The sequence below is a fragment of the Teichococcus rhizosphaerae genome (assembly GCF_002631185.1).
Classification (GTDB): domain Bacteria; phylum Pseudomonadota; class Alphaproteobacteria; order Acetobacterales; family Acetobacteraceae; genus Pseudoroseomonas; species Pseudoroseomonas rhizosphaerae.
On the sequence record NZ_PDNU01000003.1, the window covers coordinates 1 to 25,141 of the forward strand.

Consider the following 25,141-nt stretch of genomic DNA (forward strand, 5'->3'; position numbering starts at 1 on the left):
CAGTGCTAAAAGTCCGTATCGGACCTATCAGGATGTGGGTTTGCCAATGAAACCAGAAGGAGAGAAGGAGGCGCAAATTTCAAGGTAAGCCATGCTGTCCTTTCAGTGGGAATAGGACTCGCATGGCGCCTCCGACTATGCCAAAGCTGCGCCGGCCGGGGCGGAAGCCCCGCCATGGCGCCCCCTGCGCCCTGGCGGCGAGCGCCCCCGGCCCCTTGTCCGACCTTCCTGCCGAAGGACCGTGTTCATGGCCGAACGCATGCTGCAATTCGTCCGCCTTTCGCAACAGACTCCGGACAAGCGCTCGGCCGAGGCCCGCCGCCAGGATTTCGGCGAGATCTACCGCCGCTTCACCGCCGAGCGGGCGGGCGAGCAGGCCAGCCGCTGCAGCCAGTGCGGCGTGCCCTTCTGCTCGATCCACTGCCCGCTGAACAACAACATCCCCGACTGGCTGAAGCTGACGGCGGAAGGGCGGCTGGAGGAGGCCTACGAGGTTTCCGCCGCCACCAACACCTTTCCCGAGATCTGCGGCCGCGTCTGCCCGCAGGACCGGCTCTGCGAGGGCAACTGCGTCATCGAGAAGGGGTTCGACAGCGTCACCATCGGGGCGGTGGAGAAGTTCATCACCGACACCGCCTGGGACCAGGGCTGGGTGAAGCCGCCGAAGCCCGCGCGCGAGGTGGGGCATTCGGTCGGCATCATCGGCGCGGGCCCCGCCGGCCTCGCCGCGGCCGAGCGGCTGCGGCAGCGCGGCTGGAAGGTCACGGTGTATGACCGCTACGACCGTGTCGGCGGGCTGATGATCTACGGCATCCCCAACTTCAAGCTGGAGAAGGAGGTGGTGCTGCGCCGCCACGCGCAATATGCCGAGGGCGGCATCGAGTTCGTGCTGAACTGCCAGATCGGCCGCGACATCTCGCTGGCCGAGATCCGGGCGCGGCACGACGCGGTGCTGGTCGCCACCGGCGTGTACAAGGCGCGCGACATCGGCGGCCCGGGCAGCGACCTCGAGGGCATCGTCCCGGCACTCGACTATCTCACCGCCTCCAACCGCCAGGGCCTCGGCGACACGGTGCCGGCGTTCGAGAGCGGCGCGCTGAACGCGGCGGGCAAGAAGGTGGTGGTGATCGGCGGCGGCGACACGGCGATGGACTGCGTCCGCACCGCCATCCGCCAGGGCGCCGAGAGCGTCACCTGCCTCTACCGCCGCGACAAGGCCAACATGCCGGGCTCCATGCGCGAGGTGGGCAACGCGGAGGAGGAGGGCGTGCGCTTCGCCTGGCTCTGCGCGCCGGAGGGCTTCGAGGGCGACGGGGGCAAGGTCGGCGCCGTGCGCGCGGTGCGGATGCATCTCGGCCTGCCCGACGCCACCGGCCGCCAGCAGGTGGAGCCGATCCCCGGCAGCGCCTTCGCCGAGCCGGCCGACCTCGTCATCAAGGCGCTGGGCTTCGACCCCGAGGACCTGCCCACCCTGTTCGGCGAGCCCGGCCTGACCGTCAGCCGCTGGGGCACGCTGACGGTGGACCGCCGCAGCATGATGACCAACCTCCCCGGCGTCTTCGCCGCCGGCGACATCGTGCGCGGCGCGAGCCTCGTGGTGTGGGGCATCCGCGATGGCCGCGACGCGGCCGACCAGATCGAGAAGTACGTGCTGGCGAAGGCTTCGCCGGCCATGGCGGCGGAGTGACCGATATGACCCAGTTCGAGAACGCCTCCGGACGCGCCGCCGAGAACGGTGCCGCCTTCGCCGAGAGCTTCCGCCGCAACGCCGCGCTGCTCTCGGGTGCGGCGCATGTCGATGTCACCGAGCACGATGCCTGCGGCGTCGGCCTTGTCGCCGCGCTGGACGGCCGCGCGCGGCGCGACGTGGTGCAGGCGGGCATCGACGCGCTGAAGGCGGTGTGGCACCGCGGCGCCGTGGATGCCGACGGCAAGACCGGCGACGGGGCCGGCATCCACATCGAGATCCCGCAGGACTTCTTCGCCGAGGTGGTGGAGCGCGGCGGCGACCGGCTGCGTCCGGGCCGCATCGCGGTGGGCCAGATCTTCCTGCCCAAGACCGACCTTTCGGCGCAGGAGCGCTGCCGCCAGATCGTCGAGACCGAGATCCTGAACGCCGGCTACAACATCTATGGCTGGCGCCAGGTGCCGATCGACGTCTCCTGCATCGGCGAAAAGGCGAATGCGACGCGCCCCGAGATCGAGCAGATCCTGATCTACGACCCGGAGCAGCGCGACATCGCGACGATGGAGCGCGACCTCTACGTCATCCGCCGCCGCATCGAGAAGCAGGCCATCCTGGCGCAGGTGCCCGAGCTCTACCTGTGCAGCCTGTCCGCCCGCTCGATCATCTACAAGGGCATGTTCCTGGCGGAGAACATCACCGACTTCTACCCCGACCTGCTGGACGAGCGCTTCGTCAGCCGCTTCGCCATCTATCACCAGCGCTACAGCACCAACACCTTCCCCACCTGGCGCCTGGCGCAGCCCTTCCGGATGCTGGCCCATAACGGCGAGATCAACACCGTCCACGGCAACATCAACTGGATGAAGAGCCACGAGACGCGGCTCGCCCACCGGCTGCTCGACCCCTTCATGGAGGACATCAAGCCGGTGGTGCAGGCGGGCGGCTCGGACACCGCGACGCTCGACAACGTCTTCGAGCTGCTGGTGCGCGGCGGGCGCGACGCGCCCATGGCCAAGGCCATGCTCATCCCCGAGAGCATCGGCAGCAACGCCACCATGCCGGCGGCGCATCGCGACCTGTTCATGTACTGCAACGCCGTGATGGAGCCCTGGGACGGCCCCGCCGCGCTTTGCGCCACCGACGGGCGCTGGGCGATCGCCGGCCTCGACCGCAACGGCCTGCGCCCGATCCGCTACACCGTCACGGCCGACAAGCTGCTGATCGTGGGCTCCGAGACGGGCATGGTGAAGCTGGCCGAGAGCGAGATCGTGGCCAAGGGCCGCGTCGGTCCCGGCCAGTGCATCGCGGTCGACCTCGACGAGGCGCGCTTCTATGGCGACACCGCGCTCAAGGACATGCTGGCCGCCCGCCATCCCTTCGGCGATTGGGTGAACCGCACCACGCGCATCGACGACATCGTCCGCGCCGAGGTGGACGAGGCGCCGGCGCTGAGCGGCGAGGCGCTGCGCCGGCGCCAGCTCGCCATGGGCGTCACCATGGAGGACCTGGAGACCATCCTCCAGCCGATGGCGGAGGAGGCGGCGGAGGCGATCGGCAGCATGGGCGACGACACGCCCATCGCCGTGCTCTCCAACCAGTACCGCGGCCTGCACCACTACTTCCGGCAGACCTTCGCGCAGGTGACCAACCCGCCGATCGACAGCCTGCGCGAGACGCGGGTGATGACGATCAAGACCCGCCTCGGCAACCTGGGCAACATCCTCGACGAGGACCCCACCCAGTGCGACATGCTGATGCTGGACAGCCCCGTGCTGAGCAACGCCGAGTTCACGGCGATGCGCGGCTACATGGGCGACACGGCCTGCGAGGTGGACAGCACCTTCCCCGTGGCGGAAGGCGAGGCCGGGCTGCGCCGGGCCTTGGAGCGCATCCGCCACGAGGCGGAGGAGGGGGTCCGCTCCGGCTGCGCCCATGTCATCCTCACGGACGAGAACCAGGGGCCCGAGCGCGCCGCCATCCCGATGATCCTGGCGGTGGGCGCGGTCCATACGCATCTGGTGCGCAACTCGCTCCGCACCTTCACCAGCCTGAACGTGCGGGCCGGCGAGTGCATGGACGTGCACTACTTCGCGGTGCTGATCGGCGCCGGCGCCACCACGGTCAACGCCTATCTCGCGCAGGAAAGCATCGCCGACCGGCACCGCCGGGGCCTGTTCGGGCAGAAGTCGCTGAAGGACTGCGTGGCCTCCTACCGCCGCGCGGTGGACAAGGGCCTGCTCAAGATCATGTCCAAGATCGGCATCTCGGTGCTGTCCTCCTACCGGGGGGGCATGAACTTCGAGGCGATCGGGCTTTCGCGCGCGCTGGTGGGCGAGTTCTTCCCCGGCATGCAGAGCCGCATCTCCGGCATCGGCCTCTCCGGCATCGCGCGCCGGGTGCTGGCCATGCACCGCAAGGCCTGGCAGGGCGAGGCGCCGGTGCTCTCGGTGGGCGGCCTCTACAAGCTGCGCCGCCGCGGCGAGGCGCACGCCTTCGAGGGCAGCCTGATCCACATGCTGCAGCACGCGGTGGAGACGGACAGCTACCAGACCTTCAAGCGCTACTCGGACGCGGTGCGCAAGCTGCCGCCCGTGGCGCTGCGCGACCTGCTCGACTTCCGCGCCGAGGCGACCCGGCCGATCGCCATCGAGGAGGTCGAGAGCATCACCGAGATCCGCAAGCGCCTGGTCGCGCCCGGCATCTCCCTCGGCGCGCTGAGCCCCGAGGCGCATGAGACGCTCTCCATCGCCATGAACCGCATCGGCGCCCGCTCCGACAGCGGCGAGGGCGGCGAGGACGCCGAGCGCGCCCGGCCGCGCGCCAATGGCGACAACGCCAACTCCGCCATCAAGCAGATCGCCTCGGGCCGCTTCGGCGTCACGGCCGAGTACCTGAACAACTGCAAGGAGATCGAGATCAAGGTGGCGCAGGGCGCCAAGCCCGGCGAGGGCGGCCAGCTCCCGGGCTTCAAGGTGAGCGGCATCATCGCGAAGCTGCGCCACGCGACGCCGGGCGTCACCCTGATCAGCCCGCCGCCGCACCACGACATCTACTCGATCGAGGACCTGGCGCAGCTCATCTACGACCTGAAGCAGATCAACCCCGAGGCGTCGGTCTGCGTGAAGCTGGTCTCGCGCTCAGGGATCGGCACCATCGCGGCGGGCGTCGCCAAGGCCAAGGCGGACGCCATCCTGGTGTCCGGCCATTCGGGCGGCACCGGCGCCTCGCCGGTCTCCTCCATCAAGTATGCCGGCCTGCCCTGGGAGATGGGGCTGTCCGAGACGCATCAGGTGCTGCTGCTCAACCGGCTGCGCCACCGCGTGAAGCTGCGCACCGATGGCGGCCTCAAGACGGGGCGCGACGTGGTGATCGCGGCCATGCTGGGCGCCGAGGAGTTCGGCATCGGCACCGCCTCCCTCGTCGCCATGGGCTGCATCATGGTGCGGCAGTGCCATTCCAACACCTGCCCCGTCGGCGTCTGCACCCAGGACGAGACGCTGCGGCAGAAGTTCGAGGGCACGCCGGAGAAGGTCATCAACCTGTTCTCCTTCATCGCCGAGGAGATCCGCGAGATCCTGGCCGGGCTCGGCTTCCGCCGGCTGGAGGAGGTGATCGGCCGCACCGACCTGCTGAAGCAGGTCAGCCGCGGCGCCGACGACCTCGACGACCTCGACCTGAACCCGCTGCTGGTGCAGGCCGATGCCGGCCCCTATCCGCGCCACTGCACGCTGGAAGGCCGCAACGAGGTGCCGGAGACGCTGGACGCCGACATGATCCGCGATGCCTCCGCGCTGTTCGAGCGGGGCGAGAAGATGCAGCTCGCCTACAACATCCGCAACACGCACCGCGCCATCGGCACCAAGATCAGCAGCAAGATCACCCGCAAGTTCGGCATGACCGGGCTGCAGCCGGGCCACCTGACGGTGCGGCTGCGGGGCAGCGCGGGCCAGTCGCTCGGCGCCTTCGCCGTGCGCGGGCTGAAGCTGGAGGTGCTGGGAGACGCCAACGACTATGTCGGCAAGGGCCTGTCGGGCGGCACCATCGTGGTGCGGCCGGCGCCGTCCTCGCCGCTGGTGTGGAACGAGAACTCCATCGTCGGCAACACCTGCCTCTATGGCGCGACGGCGGGCGAGTTCTTCGCCGCCGGCCAGGCGGGCGAGCGCTTCGCCGTGCGCAACTCCGGCGCCACGGCGGTGGTCGAGGGCGTCGGCGCCAATGGCTGCGAGTACATGACGGGCGGCGTGGTGGTCATCCTGGGCAGCGTGGGCGACAATTTCGGCGCGGGCTTCACCGGTGGCCAGGCCTTCATCTACGACGCGGACGCCACCTTCGAGCAGCGGCTGAACCCGGACACGCTGGTCTGGCGCCGCCTGTCCTCCGTCCATTGGGAGGGCGTGCTGCAATCGCTGATCGCCCGCCACGCGGCGGAGACCGGCTCGCGCCACGCGGCGCGGCTGCTGAACGACTGGGACAGCGAGCGCGGCCATTTCTGGCAGGTCGTGCCGAAGGAGTATGTCCGCTACCTGCCGCAGCCGCTGGAGGCCGTGGCGATCGCGGCGGAATAATGGCCAAGTTTGCGTGACCAGGCCCGGAAAGGCCGGCCATCTGCTCACGATTCCGTGAGCGCCATCTTTGCGATCACGGGGGCGGCGTGCGATAAGCGCCGCCCCTTCCTGTCTCGGCCCGGTGCATGCGAATCCTCTACCATCTGCCTCTCTCCCCCTATGCGCGCAAAGTGCGTCTGGTCCTCAGCGAGAAGCGCATCCCCTTCGAGTTGCGGGTGGAGCGGGTCTGGGAGCGGCGGGAGGAGTTCCTGGGCCTGAACCCCGCCTGCACCGTGCCGGTGCTGGAGGAGGAGAACGGCCTCGTCCTGGCCGACAGCTACGCCATCTGCGAATACCTGGACGAGGCCTATCCCGACCTGCCGCTGCTCGGCCGGACGCTGGGCGAGCGGGCGGAGGTGCGCCGGCTCGTCGCCTGGTTCGATGGCAAGTTCGCCCGCGAGGTGACGGAGAACCTGCTCTACGAGAAGCAGATGAAGCGGCTGCTCGGGCGCGGCAACCCGGATGCCGCCGCCATCCGCGCGGGCTACGCCAACCTCAAGCCGCATCTCGACTATCTGGGCTGGCTGGCCGAGACGCGGCTCTGGCTCGCCGGCAACGCGCTCTCCCTCGCCGACCTCGCCGCCGCCGCCCACCTCTCGGCGCTCGACTACATCGGCGACCTCGACTGGTCGCTGAACGAGAGCGCCAAGGACTGGTATGCGCGGGTGAAGTCCCGTCCCGCCTTCCGCTCCCTGCTGGCGGACCGGGTGAGCGGCGTGAACCCGCCCGTCCATTACGCCGACCTCGACTTCTGAAGGCCGGCCACGGGGGGAGGGCGCCGCCTTTCCCCCGCCCTCCTCAGGGCACCATGCCCTCGGGCAGTGCCAGAACATGGTCCAGGATGGCGCCGGCGGTGGTGATCCACACCGTGTCGCGCTCCGCCGCGATCCGCTCCAGCGCGCCGCGCAGCGCCCGCAGCCGGTAGGGCTGCCCCACCAGATAGGGGTGCAGCGCGATGCCCATCACCTGGGGCTGGCCGTCCCGCGCCACCTGCCGCAGCCGCTCCTCGAAATCCGCCACGATCATCCGCGCGAACCGCTCCGCGCCATCCTTGCGGGCGACGATGGCGGGAATGTCGTTCACCTCCTGCGGATAGGGGATGGCGAGCAGCCGCCCCGCCCGGGTCCGCATCCAGATCGGCTGGTCGTCGGCGCACCAGTTCAGCGTGTAGCGGTAGCCGGCCTCGGCCAGCAGGTCGGGGGTGACGAGGCTCTCGGCGATCCAGGGCGAGAGCCAGCCGCGCGGCGGCGCCCCCTCGGCGGCGGCGATGGCGGCGGTGGCCTCGGCGATCAGCGCCGCCTCCGCCGCCTCGTCCAGCGTGCTCTGCCGCTCGCTGTTGGTGCGGCCATGGCCGGCGATCTCGTCGCCGCGCGCCCGGTGGGCGGCCACGAGCTGCGGCGCGTGGCCATACATCGCGCTGTTCAGCAGCACGGTGGCGGGCAGCGACAGCTCGTCGAGCAGGTCGAGCATGCGCCAGGCGCCGACGCGGTTGCCGTAGTCCCGCCAGGCATGGTTCAGCACGTCCGGCTGCGGGCCGCCGCCGCCATTGGCACCCGGCGCCAGCTCCGCCCCCAGCCCCTGGCCGAAGGCGAAGTGCTCCAGGTTGAGGCCGACATACACCGCCAGCCGCGTGCCTCCGGGCCATTCATAGGCGGGGCGGCCGCGCCAGGGGCGGTAATCGTAGCGGCCATGGCCTGGCAGCATGGGCTTTTCCTCCGGAGGTGTGCAGACAAAGCACAGCCGCCAAGCAAAGGGCAGGCCAGGCGCCGCCACATGCCTCCACAGTTCCCGCGCCGCGCGAAAGCCGCTAGAACCCGCCCATGTCCAAGCCCCCGCCGGCCGAGGCGGCCCGGGCCCGCGCCCTGCTCTCCGCGACCGCCCGCTCGGGTCGGGCGCGGCTGGCGCGTCCCATCCTGCTCGGCCTTGCCTCGATCGCCTGCGGCATCGCCCAGGCCTGGCTGATCGCCACCGTGCTGGCCACCCTGCTCGGCCACGGCACCGCCGGCTGGGCGGAGCTGGCCGGCGCCGCCTCCCTGGCGCTGCTGTCCATCGCGCTCGGCGTGGCGCAGGAGGCGGCGCAGGCCGATGCCGGCGCCGCCGCCCGGGCCGGGCTGCGCCGCCGCGCCTTTGCCCGCCTGCTGCGCGCCGGCCCGGCCGATGAGCGGCCGGTGGGCGAGCGCGCCACCCTGGTGGTGGACCGCATCGAGGCGCTGGACGGCTATTTCTCCCGCTGGCTGCCCGCCGCCGCCCTGGCCGTCGCCGGCCCGCTGCTGATCGCCATCGCCGTCGCCGCCGAGGACCCGCTGAGCGGGCTGATCCTGTTCGTGGCCGGCGCCATGGTGCCGGTGGGCATGGCGGTGACGGGCATCGGCGCGGCGCTGGCCAGCCGGCAGCAATTCGACGCGCTGCAGGCGCTCTCGGGCCGCTTCCTCGACCGCATGCGCGGCCTGCCGCAGCTGGTGCTGTTCCGCCGGCAGGAGGCGGAGGCGGAGGCGCTCGCCGCCGCCGCCGACGAGCTGCGCCGCCGCACCATGCGCGTGCTGCGCGTGGCCTTCCTGTCCGGCCTGGTGCTGGAGGTGATCTTCGCCGCGGTGCTGGGCTGCCTCGCCTGGCGGCACGGCAACCTGCTGGTGGGCGGCCACCCGGCGCCGCAGGCGGCGCTGTTCTGCCTGCTGATGGTGCCGGGCTTCTTCGCGCCGCTGCGCGCCTTCTCCGCCGCCTATCACGAGCGCATGGCCGCCAACGGCGCCGCCGCCGCGCTCGCGCCCCTGCTGGAAGGACCGGACGAGGAGGAGGGGCTGCAACTGGCGGAGATCCCGCCCAGCGTGGTGGTCACCTTCGAGCATGTGGCCCTCACCTACGACCCGGCGCGCGGCCCCGCGCTGACCGACCTCACCTTCCGCGTGCTGCCGGGCGAGGCGCTGGTGCTGGCCGGCCCTTCCGGCTCCGGCAAGTCCTCCGTGCTGCGGCTGCTGATGGGCTTCCACGCCCCCGATGGCGGGCGCATCGCGCTGAACGGGCGGGACGCCACCACGCTGCGCCCGGCCGAGCTGCGCCGGCTTTCCGCCTATGTCGGGCAGAAGGCGCACCTGTTCCGCGCCTCCATCCGCGAGAACATCCTGCTCGCCCGCCCCGATGCCACCCCGGCCGAGGTGGAGGCCGCCGCCCGCGCCGCCCATGTCGCCGAGTTCGCGGCCGCGCTGCCGCAGGGACTGGACACGCTGGTGGGCGAGGGGGGCTTCGGCCTGTCCGGCGGGCAGGCGCAGCGCGTGGCCATCGCCCGCGCCTTCCTGCGCAACGCGCCCCTGGTGCTGCTCGACGAGCCCACGGCGCATCTCGACCCCGGCACCGAGGCGCAGGTGCTGGACAGCCTGCGCCGCCTTTGCGCCGGGCGCACCGCCATCATCGCCACCCATTCGCCGGCGCTGCGCGCCCGCTTCAGCCGCGTGCTGGAGCTGGAGCAGGGCCGCGCCACCCTCTCCCGCATGGCCGGGGAGTGAGCACCATGCGCCAGGCCCTGATCCAGACCGACCTGATCCGCGTCCTCGGCCTTTGGCGCGCCCGCCGGGGCTGGCTGCTCGGCGGCGCGGCCATGGCCGTGCTGGCGGCCCTGGCCGGCGTGGCGCTGCTGGCCCTCGCTGGGCGCGGCGTTTCGGAAGGGCTGCGCAGCGGCGCGCTCACCGGCGCCGCGGTCGGCTCGCTGCTGCTGCTGCGGCCGCTGATGGCGCTGCGCCCCGGCGCCCGCTACCTGGAGCGCCTCGTCACCCATTCCGCCACCTTCCGGGCGCTGGCCGACACGCGCATCTGGTTCTTTCGCCGCCTGGCCGAGCGGCTGCCCGCCGGCCTCGGCCTGCGCGGCGCGGGCGACCTGCTGGGCCGCCTCGTCTCGGATGTGGAGGCGCTGGACGGGCTTTATCTCCGCGCCCTGGTGCCCGGCGCCGCTGCCATCGCCGTGGTGCTGGCGGTGTCGGTGCTGCTGGGCGCGGCCGGGCCGGCGCTGGCCGCCATCGTGGCGCTGCCGCTGGCGCTCGCCCTGCTGCTGCCGCCGCTGCTGGCGCCCGGCGCCGCGCGCGCCGCGGCCCGCGTGGCCAAGGCGCGGGGCGGCCTGCGCGCCGCCGCCGTGGACCCGCTGCTGGGGCTGGAGGACACGCTGGCCGCCAATGCCGAGCCGCGCGCCGCCGCCCGGCTGGAGGAGGCGGGCCGCGCCCTGGCCGAGACGCAGGACCGGCTTTCCCGGCGCTCCGCCTGGGGCGGCGCCAGCGGCGGCCTGCTGGCCCAGGCGGCGCTGCTGGGCGCGCTGGGCTACGGGCTGGCGGGCGGCCCGGGCGCGGTCGGCGCCACCATCATCGGCCTGTTCCTGGCGCTCGCCGCGGGCGAGGTGCTGGCCGCCCTGCCGCGCGCCGGCACTGCCCTGGCCGCCGCCGGCGCCAGCGCCCGCCGCCTGTTCGATGCGGCCGACACCCCCGCCCCCGTGGCCGAGCCCGCCAGCCCCGCCGAGGCCCCGCGCGGCCACGCGCTGCGCGCCGAGGGCGTGCGCTTCGCCTGGGCGCCGGACCGCGCGCCGGTGTTCGAGGATCTCAGCTTCGAGCTGCCGGAAGGCGGGCGGCTGGCGCTGCTCGGCCCGTCGGGGGCCGGCAAGTCCACCCTGGCCTCGCTGCTGCTGAAGCTGGCCGCGCCGCAGGAGGGGCGGCTGACGCTGGGCGGGGTCGATCTCGCCGCGCTGCCGGCCGACGCGGTTCGCGCCCGCATCGCCTGCCTGACCCAGGATGCGCGGCTGTTCGACGACAGCATCGCCGCCAATCTCCGCCTTGCCGCGCCGGAGGCGGACGATGCCGCGCTGTGGCGGGCGCTGGAGCGCGCCGGGGTGGCGGATGTGGTGCGCGCCCTGCCGGAAGGGCTGGGCACGCGCTGCGGCGAGGGCGGGGCCCGCTTCTCGGGCGGGCAGGGGCGGCGCCTGGCGCTGGCCCGCGCGCTGCTGGCGCCGGCCGACATCCTGATCCTCGACGAGCCGGGGGCGGGGCTCGACCCTTCCGCCGAGCGCGCCTTCCTGGAAACGCTGGAAAGCGCCACCGAGGGACGCAGCGTCATCCTGATCGCCCACCGCCTGCTGGGGGTGGAGCGGCCGACGCGCATCCTCCGCCTCGTGGGCGGCAGGGCGCTGCCGGCAATGGGGTGAGAGGGATGCGGGAGAGGGGCTTCCTCGCCCGCGCCTCCTACCCTTCCTCCGCCACCGGGGTTTCCGCGATCCGGCCGCCTGCGGCCCTGGCGGCCTCGATCCGCGCGCCGAGGGCCCGCAGCTCGGCCTCCGGGCGGGCCAGCAGCGCCATGGCCATCTTGCCGAGGAAGCCGGGGGAGCCCTGGGCGGCCGCCTGCCCGAACCAGCGCAGCGCCGCCGGGATGTCGCCCGCCGCCGTGGCCAGGGTGCCCATGTTGAACTGCGCGCGGAAATCGCCCAGCGCGGCGGCGCGGGCATAAAGCGCGTGGGCGGCGGCCGGGTCGGGCGGCGTTTCCCAGCCGGCCTCCAGGAAGCGGCCCAGCACCGTCATCGACTTGGCGTGGCCCTGCTCGGCGGCGCGGCGGTACCAGGCCAGCGCCCCGGCGCGGTCGCCTTCCCGCGCCAGCAGGGCGGCGAGGTTGTATTGCGCCCAGTCGAAGCCCTTTGCCGCCGCGTCCCTGTAGATGGCGCGGGCACGCCGCAGGTCGATCGGCGTGCCCCAGCCCAGCTCGTGGCAGCGCCCTACCATGGTCAGCGCCTTGAGGTTGCCGGCGCCGGCGGCCGCCTGGAACCAGCCCAGCGCGGCGGAGCGGTCCTCCTTCACGCCGCGGCCTTCCAGCAGGATCTGCCCGTAGAGGATCTGGGCCTCCACCATGCCGGCGCGGGCGGCGGCGGCGATCCAGCGCGCCGCCTCCTCCGGCGGCCCGCTGAAGGCGGCCTCGAGTTGCTCGGCGCTGGCCTCGCGCACGGTCGAGAGGGGGATGGACATGCCCTGGCTCTAGCCTTGTTGCGATCTCCTCGCAACTATTCCGGGCCGGCGCGGGTCGGGACCCTCACCCAGGCGGCGGGCCGGCGGGGTGGAGCCTTCCGCCCTGCTTGACGCGCCCGGGCAGCGGGTGCCCGACCACCTCCTCGGCGAGCCTGCCCGCCTCGATGAGCCGCTCCAGGTCCAGCCCCGTCTCGATGCCCGCCTCCGCGCAGAGCAGGGCGAGGTCCTCCGTGCAGATGTTCCCCGCCGCCCCGGCATGGCGCGCGAAGGGGCAGCCGCCCAGCCCGGCAATGGCCGCGTCGAACCGCGCGACCCCGAGGCGCATCCCTTCCCAGGCATTGACCATGGCCAGGCCGCGCGTGTCGTGCAGGTGGAGCGAGAGTTCCAGCTCGGGCCACTTCTCCCGCACCGCGCCCACCACGGCGGCGACGCGCCGGGGCGTGGCCCAGGCCATGGTGTCGGCCAGCGAGACGACCGGCCGCTCCAGCCCCGCGCCGCCGGCCAGCGCCAGGATGGCCGCCACGCGGTCAATCACCGCGCCCACTGGCACCTCGCCCTGGAAGTTGCAGCCGAAGGCCGCCATCACCGTGGCGCGGGCGAAGGGGATGCGGTGCTCGGCATAGAGCGCCATCAGCGCCGCGGCGGCGGCGAGGTCCTGCTCGCGGTCGCGGTTCTGGTTGCGGCGGCCGAAGGCCTCGGAGGCCGAGACGGAGACGCTGCCGTCCAGGGTGAGGTTGGGCGCCACCAGGGCGCGCAGGAACCCCTTGGCGTTCAGCCACAGCGCGCCGAAGGCGACGCCCGGCGGCGGCCGCAGCGCCTGGCAGACGGCCTCGGCATCGGCCATGCCCGGCACCCGGCGCGGATCGACGAAGGAGACGGCCTGGATGCGCCTCAGCCCCGTTCCGGCCAGCGCCTGGATCAGCGCCACCTTGCGGGCGGTGGGGATCTCGCCCTTCTCGAACTGGAAGCCCTCGCGCGGGCCTTCCTCGCGGATCTCGATGCGGGGGGGCAGGCTCATGCGGCGGTCTCCTCCGGCAGCGCCAGCACGCCGTCCTGGCGCAGCGCGGCGATCTCCGCCTCGCTGAGGCCGAGGCCCGCCAGCACCGCCGCGCCGCCCTCGCCGACATGCGGTGGCTGGCGGCGCAGGCCGAGGGCGGCGGCCTCGAAATGCAGCGGCGTCATCGGCAGGGCGGCGCGCAGCGTGTCGGTCAGCGCCGTCTCGCCCATGATGCCGCTGGCGGCGAGGTGCGGGTCGTCGAACAGGTCCTCCGGGTGGGCCACGGGGGCGCAGGGGATGCGCGCCGCGCGGCAGCGCTCCAGCACCTCGGCCACCGTCATGGACGCGAAGATCCGCTCCAGCTCGGGCATGATCCGCGCGCGGCCCGCCACGCGCTGGGCGTTGGTGGCGAGGCCGGGGTCGGCGCCCAGCGCCTCCAGGCCGAACCGGGCGCAGAGGCGCTGCCAGTGCTGGTCGCTGGTGACGCCGACGAAGACCTGCCCGTCGGCGGCGGCGAACACGTCGTAGATGGCCCAGGTGATGCGCCGCGCCGTCATCGGCGGCACGCGGCTGCCGGCGATGGCGCCCGCCGCCATGTGCTGCCCCACCATGAAGGCGACGCTCTCGAACAGCGAGGCCTGCACCTTCTGGCCCTGGCCGGTGGCTTCCCGCTGCCGCAGCGCCGCCAGGATGCCGACGACGCCGAACACCCCGCCCATGATGTCCACCACCGAGGTGCCGGCGCGCAGCGGCCGGCCGGGCAGGCCGGTCATGAAGGCGAGCCCGCCCTGCATCTGCACCACCTCGTCCAGCGCCGGCAGGTCCTCATAGGGGCCGGGCAGGTAGCCCTTCAGCGCGCAATAGACGAGGCGCGGGTTGCGGGCGCGGAGCTGCTCCCAGCCGAGGCCCAGCCGCTCCATGGTGCCGGGCGCGAAGTTCTCCACCAGCACGTCGGCGGTGGGGACGTGGCGCTCCAGCAGAGCCTTGCCGCGCGGGTCCTTCAGGTCCAGCGCCAGGCTGGCCTTGTTGCGGTTGTAGGTGGCGAAGAAGCCGGTGCCGAAGCCGCCCAGCCGGCGGGTGCGGTCGCCCTCCGGCGGCTCGACGCGGATCACCTCGGCGCCGAGATCGGCCAGCACCACGCCGCAGGTGGGGCCCATCACGGTGTGGCCGAAATCCAGCACCCGCAAGCCGGCGAGGGGGAGAGGGTTGGTTGACACGGCTTCGTTCCGTCAGACAGAATATCGTTCTGCCTGCAAGCATGGAGAAGCCCCGCATGCCGGTCAAGCCGGAAGCACCCGCCGAAGGCGTGGGCGCGGTCGATCGCGCCTTGTCCATCCTCTTCGCCTTCGAGGCCGGCGATGCGGGGCTGACCCTGGCCGAGCTTTCCCGCCGCACCGGGCTCTACAAGAGCACGCTGCTGCGGCTGATCGCCTCGCTGGAACGCGCGCGGATGCTGGTGCGGCCGGGGGCGGAGGCGCGCTGGCGGCTGGGCCCGGCGCTGGTCGGCCTCGGGCTGCGCGCCCAGAGCGGCACCACCCTGCTGCGCGAGCTGGTGCCGCCCGTGCTGCGCCGGCTGGTGGCGGAAACGGGGGAAAGCGCCAGCTTCTACGTCCGCGAGGGCGAGGCGCGCCTTTGCCTGCTGCGGGAGGAGGGGCGCCACGCGGCGCGCGACCAAGTGCCGCCCGGCTCGCTGCTGCCGCTGTATCGCGGCGCCGCCGGGCATGTGCTGAGCGGCGCGGCGGACGGGCTCTCGGTCACCATCGGCGAGCGGGACCCGGAGCTGGCGGCCATCGCGGCGCCGGTGCGCGGCAGCCAGGGGCTGCTGCTCGGCGCGCTCTGCCTGTCCGGCACCGCGACGCGGCTGCGCGACGCCCGCTACCGCGCGCCGCTGGAGGAGGCGGTGCGGCGCGAGGCGGCGGGGCTGACGGCGCTGCTGGGCGGGTGAGGCGCGAAAAGGGAGGCGCTCATTCCCGCTCCATCCGCGCCACGGCCCATTGCCAGAGGCAGAGCAGGGGCGCCACCACCAGCTCCATCCCCAGCCCGAACAGCATGGGCGCCGGCGGCGCGCCCTGCACCGCCAGCCCCAGCAGCCGCCCGAGCCCGCCCAGCGCCACGATGGCGGTGAGCAGCCTGAAGCGCGGCCCCTGCTCCTCGATCCGCCGCAGCGTGCTCCAGAAGCCGAGGCCGATGCCCAGCAGCAGGCCGGACAGGTAGCGGTAGTGGCTGTCCAGCGCGACCGCGCGCAGCAGGGGCGGCGCCTCGGAGGCGGGCAGCATGTCGAGGCCGAAGAGCAGGCCGGTCAGGCCGGCGGCGACGGGCACCAGGCCGCCCAGCGCCACGGCGGCGCGCAGCAGCATGCGGTGATGTCGGGAAGTCATTGGGGCTTGGCGTTCCGTGCGCGGTTTCGCTACGCAGAAGGCCGCGGCACCGCACCCGGTTGCCGCGTCACGCAACGGGACAGGAGCGGCCGGATGGGCGATGGCGGATGCGGCGTGCCGAGAACCCTGGCGGCGGTGCTGGCCGGCTCCCTCGCGGCGGTGCCCGCCATGGCGCAGGCGCCGGCACCTTCCGCCACGCGGCCGCTGCTGACCATCGGCATCAACCAGTATCCCGGCACCTTCCACCCCAACATCGAGAGCATGGCGGCCAAGGCTTACATCCTGGGTTTCGTCCGCCGCCCCGTCACCGCCTATGACGCGGACTGGGCGCTCGCCTGCCTCTCCTGCGAGCGGCTGCCGAGCTTCGGGAACGGCGACGCGGCGCGGGAGACGACGCCGGATGGCAAGCCCGGCCTGCGCCTGACCTACCGCCTGCGCGAGGGCGAGAGATGGGCCGACGGCACGCCCGTCACCGCCGAGGACCTGCGCTTCGCCTGGGAAGCGGGGCGCGCCTTCGAGACGGGCTTCGGCCCCGCCGAGTTCTACCGCTCGGCCTATGAGCTGATCGTCGTCGATGCGCGCACCGTCACGCTGCGGCTGGACAAGGTGACCTACGACTTCGCTTCCCTCGGCGACTTCCAGCCGCTGCCGGCGCGCATCGAGCGGCCGCGCTGGGAGGCGGACCGCCAGGGCTACCGCAACCGCACCGCCTACGACACCGAGACCGCCAATCCCGGCCTGTGGAACGGCCCCTACCGCATCGCCGCCGTGCAGCCGGGGGCGGGGGTGACGCTGGAGCGCAATGCCCATTGGGCGGGCGCGAAGCCGCCCTTCGAGCGCATCGCCATCCGCACGGTGGAGAACACGGCGGCGCTGGAGGCGCAGCTCCTGGCCGGGCAGCTCGACATGATCGCGGGCGAGCTGGGCCTGCCGCTGGAACAGGCGCTGGCGCTGCAGAAGCGCAGCGGCGAGCGGTTCCGCTTCGCCTTCACCCCCGGCCTGACCTACGAGCACATCGACCTCAACCTGGACAACCCGCTGCTCGCCGACCGGCGCGTGCGCCAGGCCCTGCTGCTCGCCGCCGACCGCAGGCAGATCGTCGAGCGGCTCTACGAGGGCCGCCAGCCCGTGGCCGAGGGCGGCGTCCACCCGCGCGACCGGATGTATGACGATGGCCTGCCGGGATACCCCTTCGACCCGGCGCGGGCCGCCGCGCTGCTGGAGGAGGCCGGATGGCGCCCGGGGCCGGACGGCATCCGCCGCAACGCGGCCGGCGAGCGGCTCTCGCTGGAGTTCATGACCACCGCCGGCAACCGCTCGCGCGAGCAGGTGCAGCAGATCCTGGCCGGGATGTGGAAGGCGGTGGGCGTCGAGGCGCGCATCCGCAACGAGCCGCCGCGCGTCTTTTTCGGCGAGACGGTGAGCAAGCGGCGCTTCGGGGCCATGGCGATGTTCGCCTGGATCAGCAGCCCGGAGAACGTGCCGCGCTCCACCTTCCATTCCGACGAGATCCCGCGCCCCGAGCGCAACTGGTCCGGCCAGAACTACACCGGCTACCGCGACGCCGAGGTGGACCGGCTGATCGAGGAGATCCCCGTGACCCTGGAGCCGGAGGCGCGCCGCCCGCTCTGGTCCGCGCTGCAGCGGCGCATCGCCACCGACCTGCCGGCCCTGCCGCTTTGGCACCGGGCGGACGCGCATGTCTGGCCGCGCTGGCTGGAGGGCGTGCGGCCCACCGGGCACCAGAACTATTCCTCGCTCTGGGTGTCCGAGTGGCGGCTGCGCTGAGAACCCCATGCTGAGGATGGTGGCGCTGCGCCTGCCGCAGATCGCGCTGACGCTTGCGCTGCTGTCGCTGGCCGCCTGGTTCGCCATCGGGCTGATGCCGGGGGACCCGGCCTCGCTCGCCCTGGTGTCCGACCCGCGGCTGACGGCGGAGGATGCCGCGCGCCTGCGCGCCCTGCACGGGCTCGACCAGCCGCTGATGGCCCGCTACCTCGCCTGGGCCGGCGCGCTGCTGCGGGGCGAGCTGGGCTATTCCCGCCTCTACGCCCAGCCGGTGGCCGATGTGCTGTGGCCCGCCCTGCGCTCCACCCTGGTGCTGGTGGGCAGCGCGGTGGGGCTGGCGGCGCTGGCGGGGGTGGCGCTGGGCGGGCTCGCCGCGCTCAGGCCGCGCCTGGCGCCCCTGGTCGATGCGGTGGCGCTGCTCGGCCAGGCCATGCCGGGCTTCTGGCTGGGCATCCTGCTGATCATCCTGTTTGCCGTGTGGCTGGGCTGGCTGCCGGCCGGGGGCGCGCCGCCACCGGGCGAGGCGGGCTGGCCCTTCCTGGTGCTGCCGGTGGCCACCATCGCCTTCGGGCAGATGGCGGCCTATGCGCGCCATGCCGCCGCCGCCCTTTCCGCCGAGCTGCACCGCCCCTTCATCACCAGCGCCCGGGCGCGCGGGGCGGGGGAGGGGCGCATCCTGTGGCGCCACGCCCTGCCCAACGCCGGCGTGCCGCTGCTGACCCTGCTGGCGCTGGATGCCGGCGCCCTGGTGTCCGGCGCGCTGGTGACCGAGACGGTGTTCGCCCGCCCCGGCATGGGCAAGCTGCTCTACGATTCGGTGATGGGCAACGACTACAACCTGGCGCTCCTGGCGCTGCTGCTGGTGGCGCTGGTGACGATGCTGGCGACGCTGGCCGCCGACCTCGCCCAGCGCTGGCTCGACCCGCGGATCGGCGAGCGATGACGCGGCTGCGCCTCGGCCTCGCGCTGCTCGCGCTGCTGGCGCTGGCCGCCATCGCCGCGCCCCTGCTGGAGGGATGGACGGGGCGGGACGCCTTCGCGCCCGACCTGTTCGCCCGCTACGCCCCGCCCTCGGCCGAATACCCGCTCGGCGCCGACGAGCTGGGGCGGGACCTGCTGCTGCGGCTGCTGCACGGGGCGCGGGTCTCGCTCGGCGTCGGCGTGGCGGCGGCGCTGGCGGCGGCGCTGCTCGGCACCGCCATCGGCCTGCTCGCCGCCTGGCGCGGCGGCTGGGTGGACGCGGCGCTGATGCGCCTGGCCGACGGGCTGCTGGCCCTGCCGGCGCTGCCCATCCTGGTGCTGCTGGCGGCGGTCGATCCGGCGGCGCTCGGCCTGCCGCGCGGGGCGCTCGCCACCGACATGCTGCGCATCACCGGCATCCTGGTGCTGTTCGGCTGGGTGGGGGTGGCGCGGCTGGCGCGGGCCACGGCCATCACCCTGCTGGCCAGCGACTATGTGCGCGCCGCCCGCGCGCTCGGCGTGACGGAGGCGGGGGTGCTGTGGCGGCACGTGCTGCCGGGGCTCGCCGCGCCCGTGGCGGTGGCCAGCGCGTTGGCCGTGGCCGGCGCCATCCTGGCCGAGAGCGTGCTGAGCTTCCTCGGCCTCGGCATCCAGCCGCCCGTGCCGTCCTGGGGCAACATGCTGGCCAATGCGCAGGAGGCGGTGTTCGCGGCGCCGCTGGCGGCGGTGTGGCCGGGGCTGGCCATCCTGCTGGCGGTGGCTGCCTGCGCGCTGGTGGCGGACGGGGTGGCGCGGCGGCGCTGAGGCGCCCGCCGCCGCTTGCCCGCTGCCCTCAGGTCGGCTTGGCTTCCTCGACGCTGCCGATGCCGCCATGCGCCTTGGACCAGCCCGTCGGGTCCTCCAGGAACTTGCGCACCTCCTTCAGCGCGCCCTCGGCGAAGTAGGGGCGCTCGCGGCACACCTCCAGCACGTCCCACCAGGTGGCGAGGTGCAGCAGGTTGAGGTTGATCTCCTTCAGCCGCTCCTGCCCGCCGGGGAACACGCCGTAGAAGAACACCACGAAGGTGTCGTTGCAGATGGCCCCCGCGTCGCGCAGCGCCTGGGCGAAGCGGATCTTGCTGGCGCCGTCCGTCGTCAGGTCCTCGACCAGCAGGGTGCGCTTGCCCTCGGGCACGTCGCCCTCGATCTGGGCGTTGCGGCCGAAACCTTTCGGCTTCTTCCGCACATAGGACATCGGCGCCATCATCCGGTCCGCGATCCAGGCGGCGTAGGGGATGCCGGCGGTCTCGCCGCCCGTCACCGCCTCGATGGTCTCGTAGCCGATGTGGCGGCCGATCTTCTCCACCGCCAGCTCGCAGATGCGGTTGCGCGCGCGGGGGAAGGAGATGATCTTGCGGCAGTCGATGTAGACGGGGCTCTTCCAGCCGCTGGTGAAGGTGTAGGGCTCCTCGGGCCGGAAATTGACGGCCTTGATCTCCAGCAGGATGCGGGCGGTGGTGAGCGCGGCGTCGCGGTCCCAGTCAGAGGCGTGGGTCGAGGGCATGGCAGGGGCTTCTCCTTTTGCGGCGGTTCGTAACGCCAGCCGCCGGGCGCGTCCATGACGGATGCGGGCCCGGTATGGGTGCTGGCCGATCCGCGCGCCGGCACGGCGGCGCAGGCGCTGGGCATCGCCGAGCGGCTGGACGCGCCGTTCCGCGTCGTTCCGCTGCAATGGGGGCCGCTCGCGCGGCTGCCCTGGCCGGTGCCCACCCTGGCCGGGCTCGGGGGCGCGGCGCGGCGTGGCATCGTGCCGCCCTGGCCGAGGCTGGTGCTCTCCGCCGGGCGGCGCTCGGCGCCGGTGGCGCGCTGGCTGGCGCGGCGCGGCGCGCGCACGGTGCACGCCATGCGCCCCGGCTTTGGGGCGGCGGGGTTCGACCTGCTGGTGATCGGCCGGCACGACGCGCCGCCCGAGGCGCCCAACATCCTGCCCATCCTGGGCGCCTGCCACCGGATGAGCCCGCGCCGCCTGGCCGAGGCACGGGCCGAATGGTCCGCGCTGGCGGCGCTGCCTGCGCCGCGCGTGGCGCTGCTGCTGGGCGGCGCGGTGCGCGGGGAGGGGCTGGCGCCGGCGCTCGCGGCGCGGCTGGCGCGGCAGGCGGCGGGCCTCGGCGGCAGCGTGCTGGCCACCACCAGCCGGCGCAGCGGCATGGCGGCGGCGGGCGCGGTGGAGGCGGCGCTGGCGGGCACGCCGCACCGGCTGCACGCCTGGGGCGCCGCCGGCCCCAACCCCTATGCCGGATACCTCGCCTGGGCCGACGTCATCGTGGCGACGGGCGATTCGGTCTCGATGCTGAGCGAGGCGCTGGCCACCGCGGCACCCCTCCACATCGCCGAGACCACGGACGCGCCGCGCCACCGGCGGCTGTGGGAAAGCCTCTACGCCGCCGGCCAGGCCCGCCCGCTGCGCGATGCCCCGGAGCCCTTCGCCCGCGCGCCGCTGGACGAGGTGGCGCGCGTCGCCGCCACGATCCGGCTGCGCGGCTGGGCCTGAGGGGCTGGGCCTGAGGGGCTGGGCCTGAGGGGCTGGGCCTGAGGGGCTGGGTCAGAGAAGCTGGGCCTCAGGGGGCCGGGCCCAGGGGATGGCGCCCGCGGAGGGGGAGGCGAAAGGAAGGGGCGCCTGGGCGTCTTGCCGGGGCGCGGCGGTGGCGGCACTGTGTCGGCAGTTGACAGCCGCCGAGGAAGCCCGCCCATGTCCCGATCCTATCGCATCGCCGTCGTCCCTGGGGACGGCATCGGCAAGGAGACCGTGCCGGAAGGGCTGCGCGTGCTGGACGCCGCGGCGCGCCGCTTCGGCTTCGACCTGACGCTCGACCATTACGACTGGTCCTGCGAGACCTACAAGAAGACCGGCCGCATGATGCCGGAGGACGGCATGGAGCGGCTGGCGGAGAGCGACAGCATCTTCCTCGGCGCCGTGGGCTGGCCGGACGTGCCGGACCATGTCTCGCTCTGGGGCCTGCTGATCCCGATCCGCCGCGGCTTCGACCAGTATATCAGCCTGCGCCCCTGCAAGCTGATGCCCGGCACCAAGACGCCGCTGGCGAATCGCGGCCCGGCCGACATCGACTTCTACGTGGTGCGCGAGAACACGGAGGGCGAGTATTCCTCCTCCGGCGGCCGCATGTTCGAGGGCACGCCCCGCGAATTCGTCAGCCAGGAAAGCGTGTTCACCCGCCATGGCGTGGACCGCGTGCTGAAATACGCCTTCGAGCTGGCGCAGACCCGGCCGCGCAAGAAGGTGACGAGCGCCACCAAGTCCAACGGCATCACCTTCACCATGCCCTACTGGGACGAGCGCTTCGCCGAGATGGCCAAGAGCTACCCCGGCATCACCACCGACCAGTTCCACATCGACATCCTTTGCGCGCACTTCGTGCAGCACCCGGATTGGTTCGACGTGGTGGTGGGCTCCAACCTGTTCGGCGACATCCTGTCCGACCTCGGCCCGGCGGTGGCGGGCTCCATCGGCATCGCGCCCTCGGCCAACATCAACCCCGAGAAGGCGCATCCCTCGATGTTCGAGCCGGTGCACGGCTCGGCGCCGGACATCGCCGGCAAGTTCATCTGCAACCCGATCGGCCAGATCTGGTCGGGGGCGATGATGCTGGAGCACCTGGGCGAGAAGGAGGCGGCGGACGCCATCCTGCGCTGCATCGAGAAGCTGCTGGCCGAGGGCGGCCCGCGCACGCGCGACCTGGGCGGCCAGGCGGGCACCGAGGATGTGGGCCGCGCCCTGGCCCAGGCGATCGCCGCCGGCGGGTGAGGCGGAAGGCGTGGCCGGGCGGAAATCCGCATCAGCCACGCTTGCCGGAGCGGCCGGACGCCCCGACAACAGGGGGCGGCCGGCCGGCGCGCCGCTCCCTGGCGGAGCGCGAAGCCGGCCGGGACGGGCACAGGAAACTTGAACGCCTGTTCAGATGAGACTATAAATCGCGAGGGATGAGTTGCGAGCAATTCTCATTTTTCTCGCAACTGCAGGAGTTTATGCGGATGGGCATCGATTTCAGCCACATCACCCGGCGTTGCGAGCGGGCGGTGGTGACTGCGTATCGCGAATTGCGGGAAACCGGGAATGACGACCTGTCGTCCTTCCGGGCCTGCACGGCCCTGTACAGGATTCACCACCCGGAAGCCTCGGTGAACGAGGCGCGGCGGCTGGTCTCCGAATGGATCGACCACCATGTGGTGCGGGGCGATTCCGGCCCGACGGATGGCTGCGACTGCCCCTGAGGGCGGACGCGCCCGGAAGGTGAAGCCGCCCCGCGAGGGGCGGCTTTTTTCATGGGCGCGCGGGCCGCGCCCCCGCCGGCTCAGCGCCGGAGCACGACATCCGGGTTGAAGCGCACATCCGGCCGCGCCAGCCCGCCGGAGATGCCGACCGGCGTGCCATCGGCCCGCCAGCAGGCGGCGCCCTCGATCATGCCGTTTGCGTGGAAGCGCACCGCCCCCATGCCGCCGCCGATATGCTTCACCCGCTGCACGCGGTGGCCCAGCGCCGCGAGCCGCGAATCCACCTCCGGCGAGACGGTGGGCTCCAGCTCCAGCATGTGGCCCTGCGTCCAGATGCGCGGCGCCTCCACCGCGTCCTGCAGCTCCATGCCGTGGTCGATCAGGTTGATCACCGCCTGCATGGCAGAGCCGAAGATCCGCAGGCCCCCGGGCAGGCCCAGCGCGAAGAGGGCCTTGCCGTCCTTGCGCACGATGGTCGGCGCCATGGAGGTGAAGACCCGCTTGCCCGGCGCGACCGACAGCGCCCGGCCCGGATGCGGGTCGAAGTTGTACATGTAGTTGTTGGCGATCAGCCCGGTGCCGGGGACCGAGAAGCGGGCGCCGAACAGGCTGTTGATGGTCTGGGTGGAGGCGACGATGTTGCCCGCCGCATCCGCCACCGTGACATGGGTGGTGTTGGCCGACTCGGCGAGGATTTCACCGGGCGGGATACCGGCGGTCCAGTCCTGCGCCAGGTCCTCGCGCAGCAGCGCGCGGCGGGTGGCGGCGTAGTCCTTGCTGGTCAGCAGATCGACCGGGACCCGGATGAAGGCCGGGTCGGCGGTGGCGGCGCCGCGGTCGGCGAAGGCCATCTTCAGCGCCTCGGCCAGCAGGTGGATGGTGGCCGCGCTGCCCGAGCCCAGGGCCGCGATGTCGTAGGCCTCCAGCAAGTTCAGCATCTGCGTCACATGCACGCCGGAGGAGGAGGGCGGCGGCGGCGACAGCACCTCGTGCCCCCGGTAATGGCCCACCACCGGCTCCCGCTCCGCCACGCGGTAGGCTTCCAGGTCCGCCAGGGTGATCAGCCCGCCCGAGGCCGCCATGTGCGCGGCCAGCGCCCGGCCCAGCGCGCCGCCGTAAAGGGCGGAGGGGCCTTCCTCGGCGATCAGCCGCAGCGATTCGGCCAGCGCGGGCTGGCGCAGCAGCGTGCCCGGCGCGGGTGGCGCGCCGTCCGGCAGGAAGGTGGCGGCGAGGCCGGGGTCGCGCGCCAGGTCGCCCGCCGCGTCATGGATGGCGCCGGTGAGGTAGGGGGTGACCCGGAAGCCCTCGGCGGCGGCGCGGATGGCGGGGCGCAGCACCTCGTCGAGCGGCAGCGTGCCGTGCCCGGCCAGGGCCTTGCACCAGCCGGCCAGCGCGCCGGGCACGCCCATGGCCAGCACGCCCACCTTGTTCTCGAGCCCCTCCGTTTCCTGGTAGTCGGGCAGGGTGTCCGAGACGGTGCGGTACATGCCGGGCCGCGCCGCGGCGGGGGCGGTGGAGATCCCGTCCAGCACCAGGTGCCGGCCATCGGCCAGGCGGATATGCGCCATGCCGCCGCCGAGCGGCCCCACCATCATCGGCTCCACCACGGTGAGGGTGAACAGCGCGGCGATGGCGGCGTCGATGGCGTTGCCGCCGCCGAGCAGCATCTCCGCCCCCGCAGCCGACGCCACCGGGTGGTTGGTCACCACCATGCCGCGGCTGGCCAGCGCCGGCTGCTTCTCGCGCGCGAAGGGGCTGCCGGCCCGGTCCTTCCAGCCGCTCATGGCGCAACTCCGGCGCGGGCGGCGGGGATCGGGCGGGGAGGGGAGGAAAGGGCATGGGGCAAGGCGGGACGGCTCCGGCGGTCAGCTTCCCGGTCAGGCTCGCGCCATGGGGCGGGGTTGTCCAGGGGGGTGCGGCGCCCCTTATCCCGCACCGGACAGGAGCCACACGCCATGACACAGGACAACCCCGCCGCCCCGCCCGCGATGGACGAGGAGGTGATCGCCTTCGCCGGGCAGATGTTCCAGTGCGCCCGCGCCGGCCAGGCGGAGGTGCTGGAGCGGATGCTGGGCCAGGGCCTGCCGCCCAACCTGCGCAACGACAAGGGCGACACGCTGCTGATGCTGGCGGCCTATCACGGCCACGCGGAGGCGGTGCGGGTGCTGCTGGAGCATGGCGCCGACCCCGACATCCTGAACGACCGCGGCCAGACGCCGCTGGCCGGCGCCGCCTTCAAGGGCACGGAGGCGGTGGTCGGGCTGCTGCTGCGGCACGGCGCGGCGGTGGACGGCAGCGGCCCCGACGGCCGCACCGCGCTGATGACGGCGGCGATGTTCAACCGCGTTTCCATCGTGGAGCAGCTCCTGGCGGCCGGCGCCGACCGGGAAGCGCGCGACGCCATGGGCAACACCGCCGCCCAGGCCGCGATGGCCATGGGGGCGGCGGAGGCGGCCGCCCTGCTGCGCGGCTGA

20 protein-coding genes are annotated in these 25,141 nt (G+C 73.3%); 13 read left to right on the forward strand and 7 right to left on the reverse strand.

The genetic code is table 11. From position 1 onward, the window contains the following. The first annotated feature begins 247 nt into the window (after positions 1 to 247). The 3 genes from CR162_RS02385 (at position 248) to fzlA (ending at position 7,046) form a co-directional block, all read left to right on the forward strand. Positions 248 to 1,687 (forward strand): NAD(P)-dependent oxidoreductase, encoded by a 1,440-nt coding sequence (locus tag CR162_RS02385; RefSeq protein ID WP_099093943.1) that lies wholly within the window; start codon positions 248 to 250, stop codon positions 1,685 to 1,687. A gap of 5 nt (positions 1,688 to 1,692) precedes the next feature. Further along, entirely contained in the window at positions 1,693 to 6,252 is a 4,560-nt protein-coding gene (gltB, locus tag CR162_RS02390) for a glutamate synthase large subunit (protein ID WP_099093944.1), read from the forward strand. A gap of 125 nt (positions 6,253 to 6,377) precedes the next feature. Next, positions 6,378 to 7,046: an FtsZ-binding protein FzlA gene (gene fzlA / locus CR162_RS02395; protein WP_099093945.1), complete on the forward strand. Its 669-nt coding sequence runs from the start codon at positions 6,378 to 6,380 to the stop codon at positions 7,044 to 7,046. A 43-nt stretch (positions 7,047 to 7,089) separates the two neighbouring features. Here fzlA and CR162_RS02400 read toward each other — a convergent pair whose 3' ends face one another. Further along, the gene (locus tag CR162_RS02400) at positions 7,090 to 7,995 is read right to left on the reverse strand and encodes a polysaccharide deacetylase family protein (protein WP_099093946.1); all 906 of its coding nucleotides are present in this window, start codon (positions 7,993 to 7,995) and stop codon (positions 7,090 to 7,092) included. A 116-nt stretch (positions 7,996 to 8,111) separates the two neighbouring features. On the opposite strand from CR162_RS02400, the gene cydD reads away from it, so the two are divergent. Further along, the gene (gene cydD, locus CR162_RS02405; RefSeq protein WP_099093947.1) at positions 8,112 to 9,791 is read left to right on the forward strand and encodes a thiol reductant ABC exporter subunit CydD; all 1,680 of its coding nucleotides are present in this window, start codon (positions 8,112 to 8,114) and stop codon (positions 9,789 to 9,791) included. A 5-nt stretch (positions 9,792 to 9,796) separates the two neighbouring features. Then, positions 9,797 to 11,467, forward strand: coding sequence for a thiol reductant ABC exporter subunit CydC (gene cydC / locus CR162_RS02410; RefSeq protein ID WP_099093948.1), 1,671 nt, complete (start codon positions 9,797 to 9,799; stop codon positions 11,465 to 11,467). Positions 11,468 to 11,504: 37 nt separating this feature from the next. On the opposite strand, the gene CR162_RS02415 is transcribed toward cydC, so the two are convergent. From CR162_RS02415 to CR162_RS02425, 3 genes are all read right to left on the reverse strand, one after another. After that, complete coding sequence (locus tag CR162_RS02415) at positions 11,505 to 12,275, reverse strand: tetratricopeptide repeat protein (RefSeq protein ID WP_099093949.1); 771 nt, start codon at positions 12,273 to 12,275, stop codon at positions 11,505 to 11,507. Between the two features lie 64 nt (positions 12,276 to 12,339). Continuing rightward, positions 12,340 to 13,293, reverse strand: coding sequence for a hydroxymethylglutaryl-CoA lyase (locus tag CR162_RS02420; RefSeq protein ID WP_099093950.1), 954 nt, complete (start codon positions 13,291 to 13,293; stop codon positions 12,340 to 12,342). Next, a complete protein-coding gene (locus CR162_RS02425; protein WP_245870088.1) occupies positions 13,290 to 14,489 on the reverse strand; it encodes a CaiB/BaiF CoA transferase family protein in 1,200 nt (399 codons plus the stop codon). The genes CR162_RS02420 and CR162_RS02425 overlap by 4 nt, the downstream gene beginning before the upstream one ends. Positions 14,490 to 14,545: 56 nt before the next feature. Between CR162_RS02425 and CR162_RS02430 the strand changes: the two genes are divergently transcribed. Beyond that, positions 14,546 to 15,217 carry an IclR family transcriptional regulator gene (locus CR162_RS02430; protein ID WP_176559686.1) on the forward strand — a complete coding sequence of 224 codons (672 nt, stop codon included), beginning with the start codon at positions 14,546 to 14,548 and terminating at the stop codon, positions 15,215 to 15,217. A gap of 19 nt (positions 15,218 to 15,236) precedes the next feature. On the opposite strand, the gene CR162_RS02435 is transcribed toward CR162_RS02430, so the two are convergent. Next, positions 15,237 to 15,650 carry a DUF4345 domain-containing protein gene (locus CR162_RS02435; RefSeq protein ID WP_099093952.1) on the reverse strand — a complete coding sequence of 138 codons (414 nt, stop codon included), beginning with the start codon at positions 15,648 to 15,650 and terminating at the stop codon, positions 15,237 to 15,239. A 93-nt stretch (positions 15,651 to 15,743) separates the two neighbouring features. On the opposite strand from CR162_RS02435, the gene CR162_RS02440 reads away from it, so the two are divergent. From CR162_RS02440 to CR162_RS02450, 3 genes are read left to right on the forward strand one after another with little or no spacing between them, the layout of a single operon-like run. After that, complete coding sequence (locus CR162_RS02440) at positions 15,744 to 17,438, forward strand: peptide ABC transporter substrate-binding protein (protein WP_099093953.1); 1,695 nt, start codon at positions 15,744 to 15,746, stop codon at positions 17,436 to 17,438. 7 nt (positions 17,439 to 17,445) lie between these two features. Beyond that, positions 17,446 to 18,381: an ABC transporter permease gene (locus CR162_RS02445; protein ID WP_099093954.1), complete on the forward strand. Its 936-nt coding sequence runs from the start codon at positions 17,446 to 17,448 to the stop codon at positions 18,379 to 18,381. Next, positions 18,378 to 19,202, forward strand: a complete 825-nt coding sequence (locus CR162_RS02450; RefSeq protein WP_099093955.1) for an ABC transporter permease — start codon at positions 18,378 to 18,380, stop codon at positions 19,200 to 19,202. The genes CR162_RS02445 and CR162_RS02450 overlap by 4 nt, the downstream gene beginning before the upstream one ends. A 28-nt stretch (positions 19,203 to 19,230) precedes the next feature. Here the strand turns inward: CR162_RS02450 and CR162_RS02455 are convergent, their stop codons facing one another. Next, positions 19,231 to 19,941 (reverse strand): orotate phosphoribosyltransferase, encoded by a 711-nt coding sequence (locus tag CR162_RS02455; RefSeq protein WP_099093956.1) that lies wholly within the window; start codon positions 19,939 to 19,941, stop codon positions 19,231 to 19,233. Between the two features lie 54 nt (positions 19,942 to 19,995). Between CR162_RS02455 and CR162_RS02460 the strand changes: the two genes are divergently transcribed. The 3 genes from CR162_RS02460 to CR162_RS02470 all read left to right on the forward strand — a co-directional run bounded on the left by CR162_RS02460 (position 19,996) and on the right by CR162_RS02470 (position 22,667). After that, entirely contained in the window at positions 19,996 to 20,928 is a 933-nt protein-coding gene (locus tag CR162_RS02460) for a mitochondrial fission ELM1 family protein (RefSeq protein ID WP_099093957.1), read from the forward strand. A gap of 198 nt (positions 20,929 to 21,126) precedes the next feature. Further along, on the forward strand, positions 21,127 to 22,200 hold the full coding sequence (locus tag CR162_RS02465) for a tartrate dehydrogenase (protein WP_099093958.1): 1,074 nt from the start codon (positions 21,127 to 21,129) through the stop codon (positions 22,198 to 22,200). A 227-nt stretch (positions 22,201 to 22,427) separates the two neighbouring features. Continuing rightward, positions 22,428 to 22,667, forward strand: coding sequence for a hypothetical protein (locus CR162_RS02470; RefSeq protein ID WP_099094282.1), 240 nt, complete (start codon positions 22,428 to 22,430; stop codon positions 22,665 to 22,667). An 80-nt stretch (positions 22,668 to 22,747) separates the two neighbouring features. Here the strand turns inward: CR162_RS02470 and ggt are convergent, their stop codons facing one another. Then, complete coding sequence (gene ggt / locus CR162_RS02475; protein WP_099093959.1) at positions 22,748 to 24,451, reverse strand: gamma-glutamyltransferase; 1,704 nt, start codon at positions 24,449 to 24,451, stop codon at positions 22,748 to 22,750. A 171-nt stretch (positions 24,452 to 24,622) separates the two neighbouring features. On the opposite strand from ggt, the gene CR162_RS02480 reads away from it, so the two are divergent. Next, positions 24,623 to 25,141 (forward strand): ankyrin repeat domain-containing protein, encoded by a 519-nt coding sequence (locus tag CR162_RS02480; RefSeq protein WP_099093960.1) that lies wholly within the window; start codon positions 24,623 to 24,625, stop codon positions 25,139 to 25,141.

What these genes read in the sequence shown, in the direction of transcription:
- CR162_RS02385 (WP_099093943.1), top strand. Translation starts at nt 248, where the DNA reads ATGGCCGAACGCATGCTGCAATTCGTCCGCCTTTCGCAACAGACTCCG.
- gltB (WP_099093944.1), top strand. Translation starts at nt 1,693, where the DNA reads ATGACCCAGTTCGAGAACGCCTCCGGACGCGCCGCCGAGAACGGTGCC.
- fzlA (WP_099093945.1), top strand. Translation starts at nt 6,378, where the DNA reads ATGCGAATCCTCTACCATCTGCCTCTCTCCCCCTATGCGCGCAAAGTG.
- CR162_RS02400 (WP_099093946.1), bottom strand. Translation starts at nt 7,995, where the DNA reads ATGCTGCCAGGCCATGGCCGCTACGATTACCGCCCCTGGCGCGGCCGC.
- cydD (WP_099093947.1), top strand. Translation starts at nt 8,112, where the DNA reads ATGTCCAAGCCCCCGCCGGCCGAGGCGGCCCGGGCCCGCGCCCTGCTC.
- cydC (WP_099093948.1), top strand. Translation starts at nt 9,797, where the DNA reads ATGCGCCAGGCCCTGATCCAGACCGACCTGATCCGCGTCCTCGGCCTT.
- CR162_RS02415 (WP_099093949.1), bottom strand. Translation starts at nt 12,275, where the DNA reads ATGTCCATCCCCCTCTCGACCGTGCGCGAGGCCAGCGCCGAGCAACTC.
- CR162_RS02420 (WP_099093950.1), bottom strand. Translation starts at nt 13,293, where the DNA reads ATGAGCCTGCCCCCCCGCATCGAGATCCGCGAGGAAGGCCCGCGCGAG.
- CR162_RS02430 (WP_176559686.1), top strand. Translation starts at nt 14,546, where the DNA reads ATGCCGGTCAAGCCGGAAGCACCCGCCGAAGGCGTGGGCGCGGTCGAT.
- CR162_RS02435 (WP_099093952.1), bottom strand. Translation starts at nt 15,650, where the DNA reads ATGACTTCCCGACATCACCGCATGCTGCTGCGCGCCGCCGTGGCGCTG.
- CR162_RS02440 (WP_099093953.1), top strand. Translation starts at nt 15,744, where the DNA reads ATGGGCGATGGCGGATGCGGCGTGCCGAGAACCCTGGCGGCGGTGCTG.
- CR162_RS02445 (WP_099093954.1), top strand. Translation starts at nt 17,446, where the DNA reads ATGCTGAGGATGGTGGCGCTGCGCCTGCCGCAGATCGCGCTGACGCTT.
- CR162_RS02450 (WP_099093955.1), top strand. Translation starts at nt 18,378, where the DNA reads ATGACGCGGCTGCGCCTCGGCCTCGCGCTGCTCGCGCTGCTGGCGCTG.
- CR162_RS02455 (WP_099093956.1), bottom strand. Translation starts at nt 19,941, where the DNA reads ATGCCCTCGACCCACGCCTCTGACTGGGACCGCGACGCCGCGCTCACC.
- CR162_RS02460 (WP_099093957.1), top strand. Translation starts at nt 19,996, where the DNA reads ATGACGGATGCGGGCCCGGTATGGGTGCTGGCCGATCCGCGCGCCGGC.
- CR162_RS02465 (WP_099093958.1), top strand. Translation starts at nt 21,127, where the DNA reads ATGTCCCGATCCTATCGCATCGCCGTCGTCCCTGGGGACGGCATCGGC.
- CR162_RS02470 (WP_099094282.1), top strand. Translation starts at nt 22,428, where the DNA reads ATGGGCATCGATTTCAGCCACATCACCCGGCGTTGCGAGCGGGCGGTG.
- ggt (WP_099093959.1), bottom strand. Translation starts at nt 24,451, where the DNA reads ATGAGCGGCTGGAAGGACCGGGCCGGCAGCCCCTTCGCGCGCGAGAAG.
- CR162_RS02480 (WP_099093960.1), top strand. Translation starts at nt 24,623, where the DNA reads ATGACACAGGACAACCCCGCCGCCCCGCCCGCGATGGACGAGGAGGTG.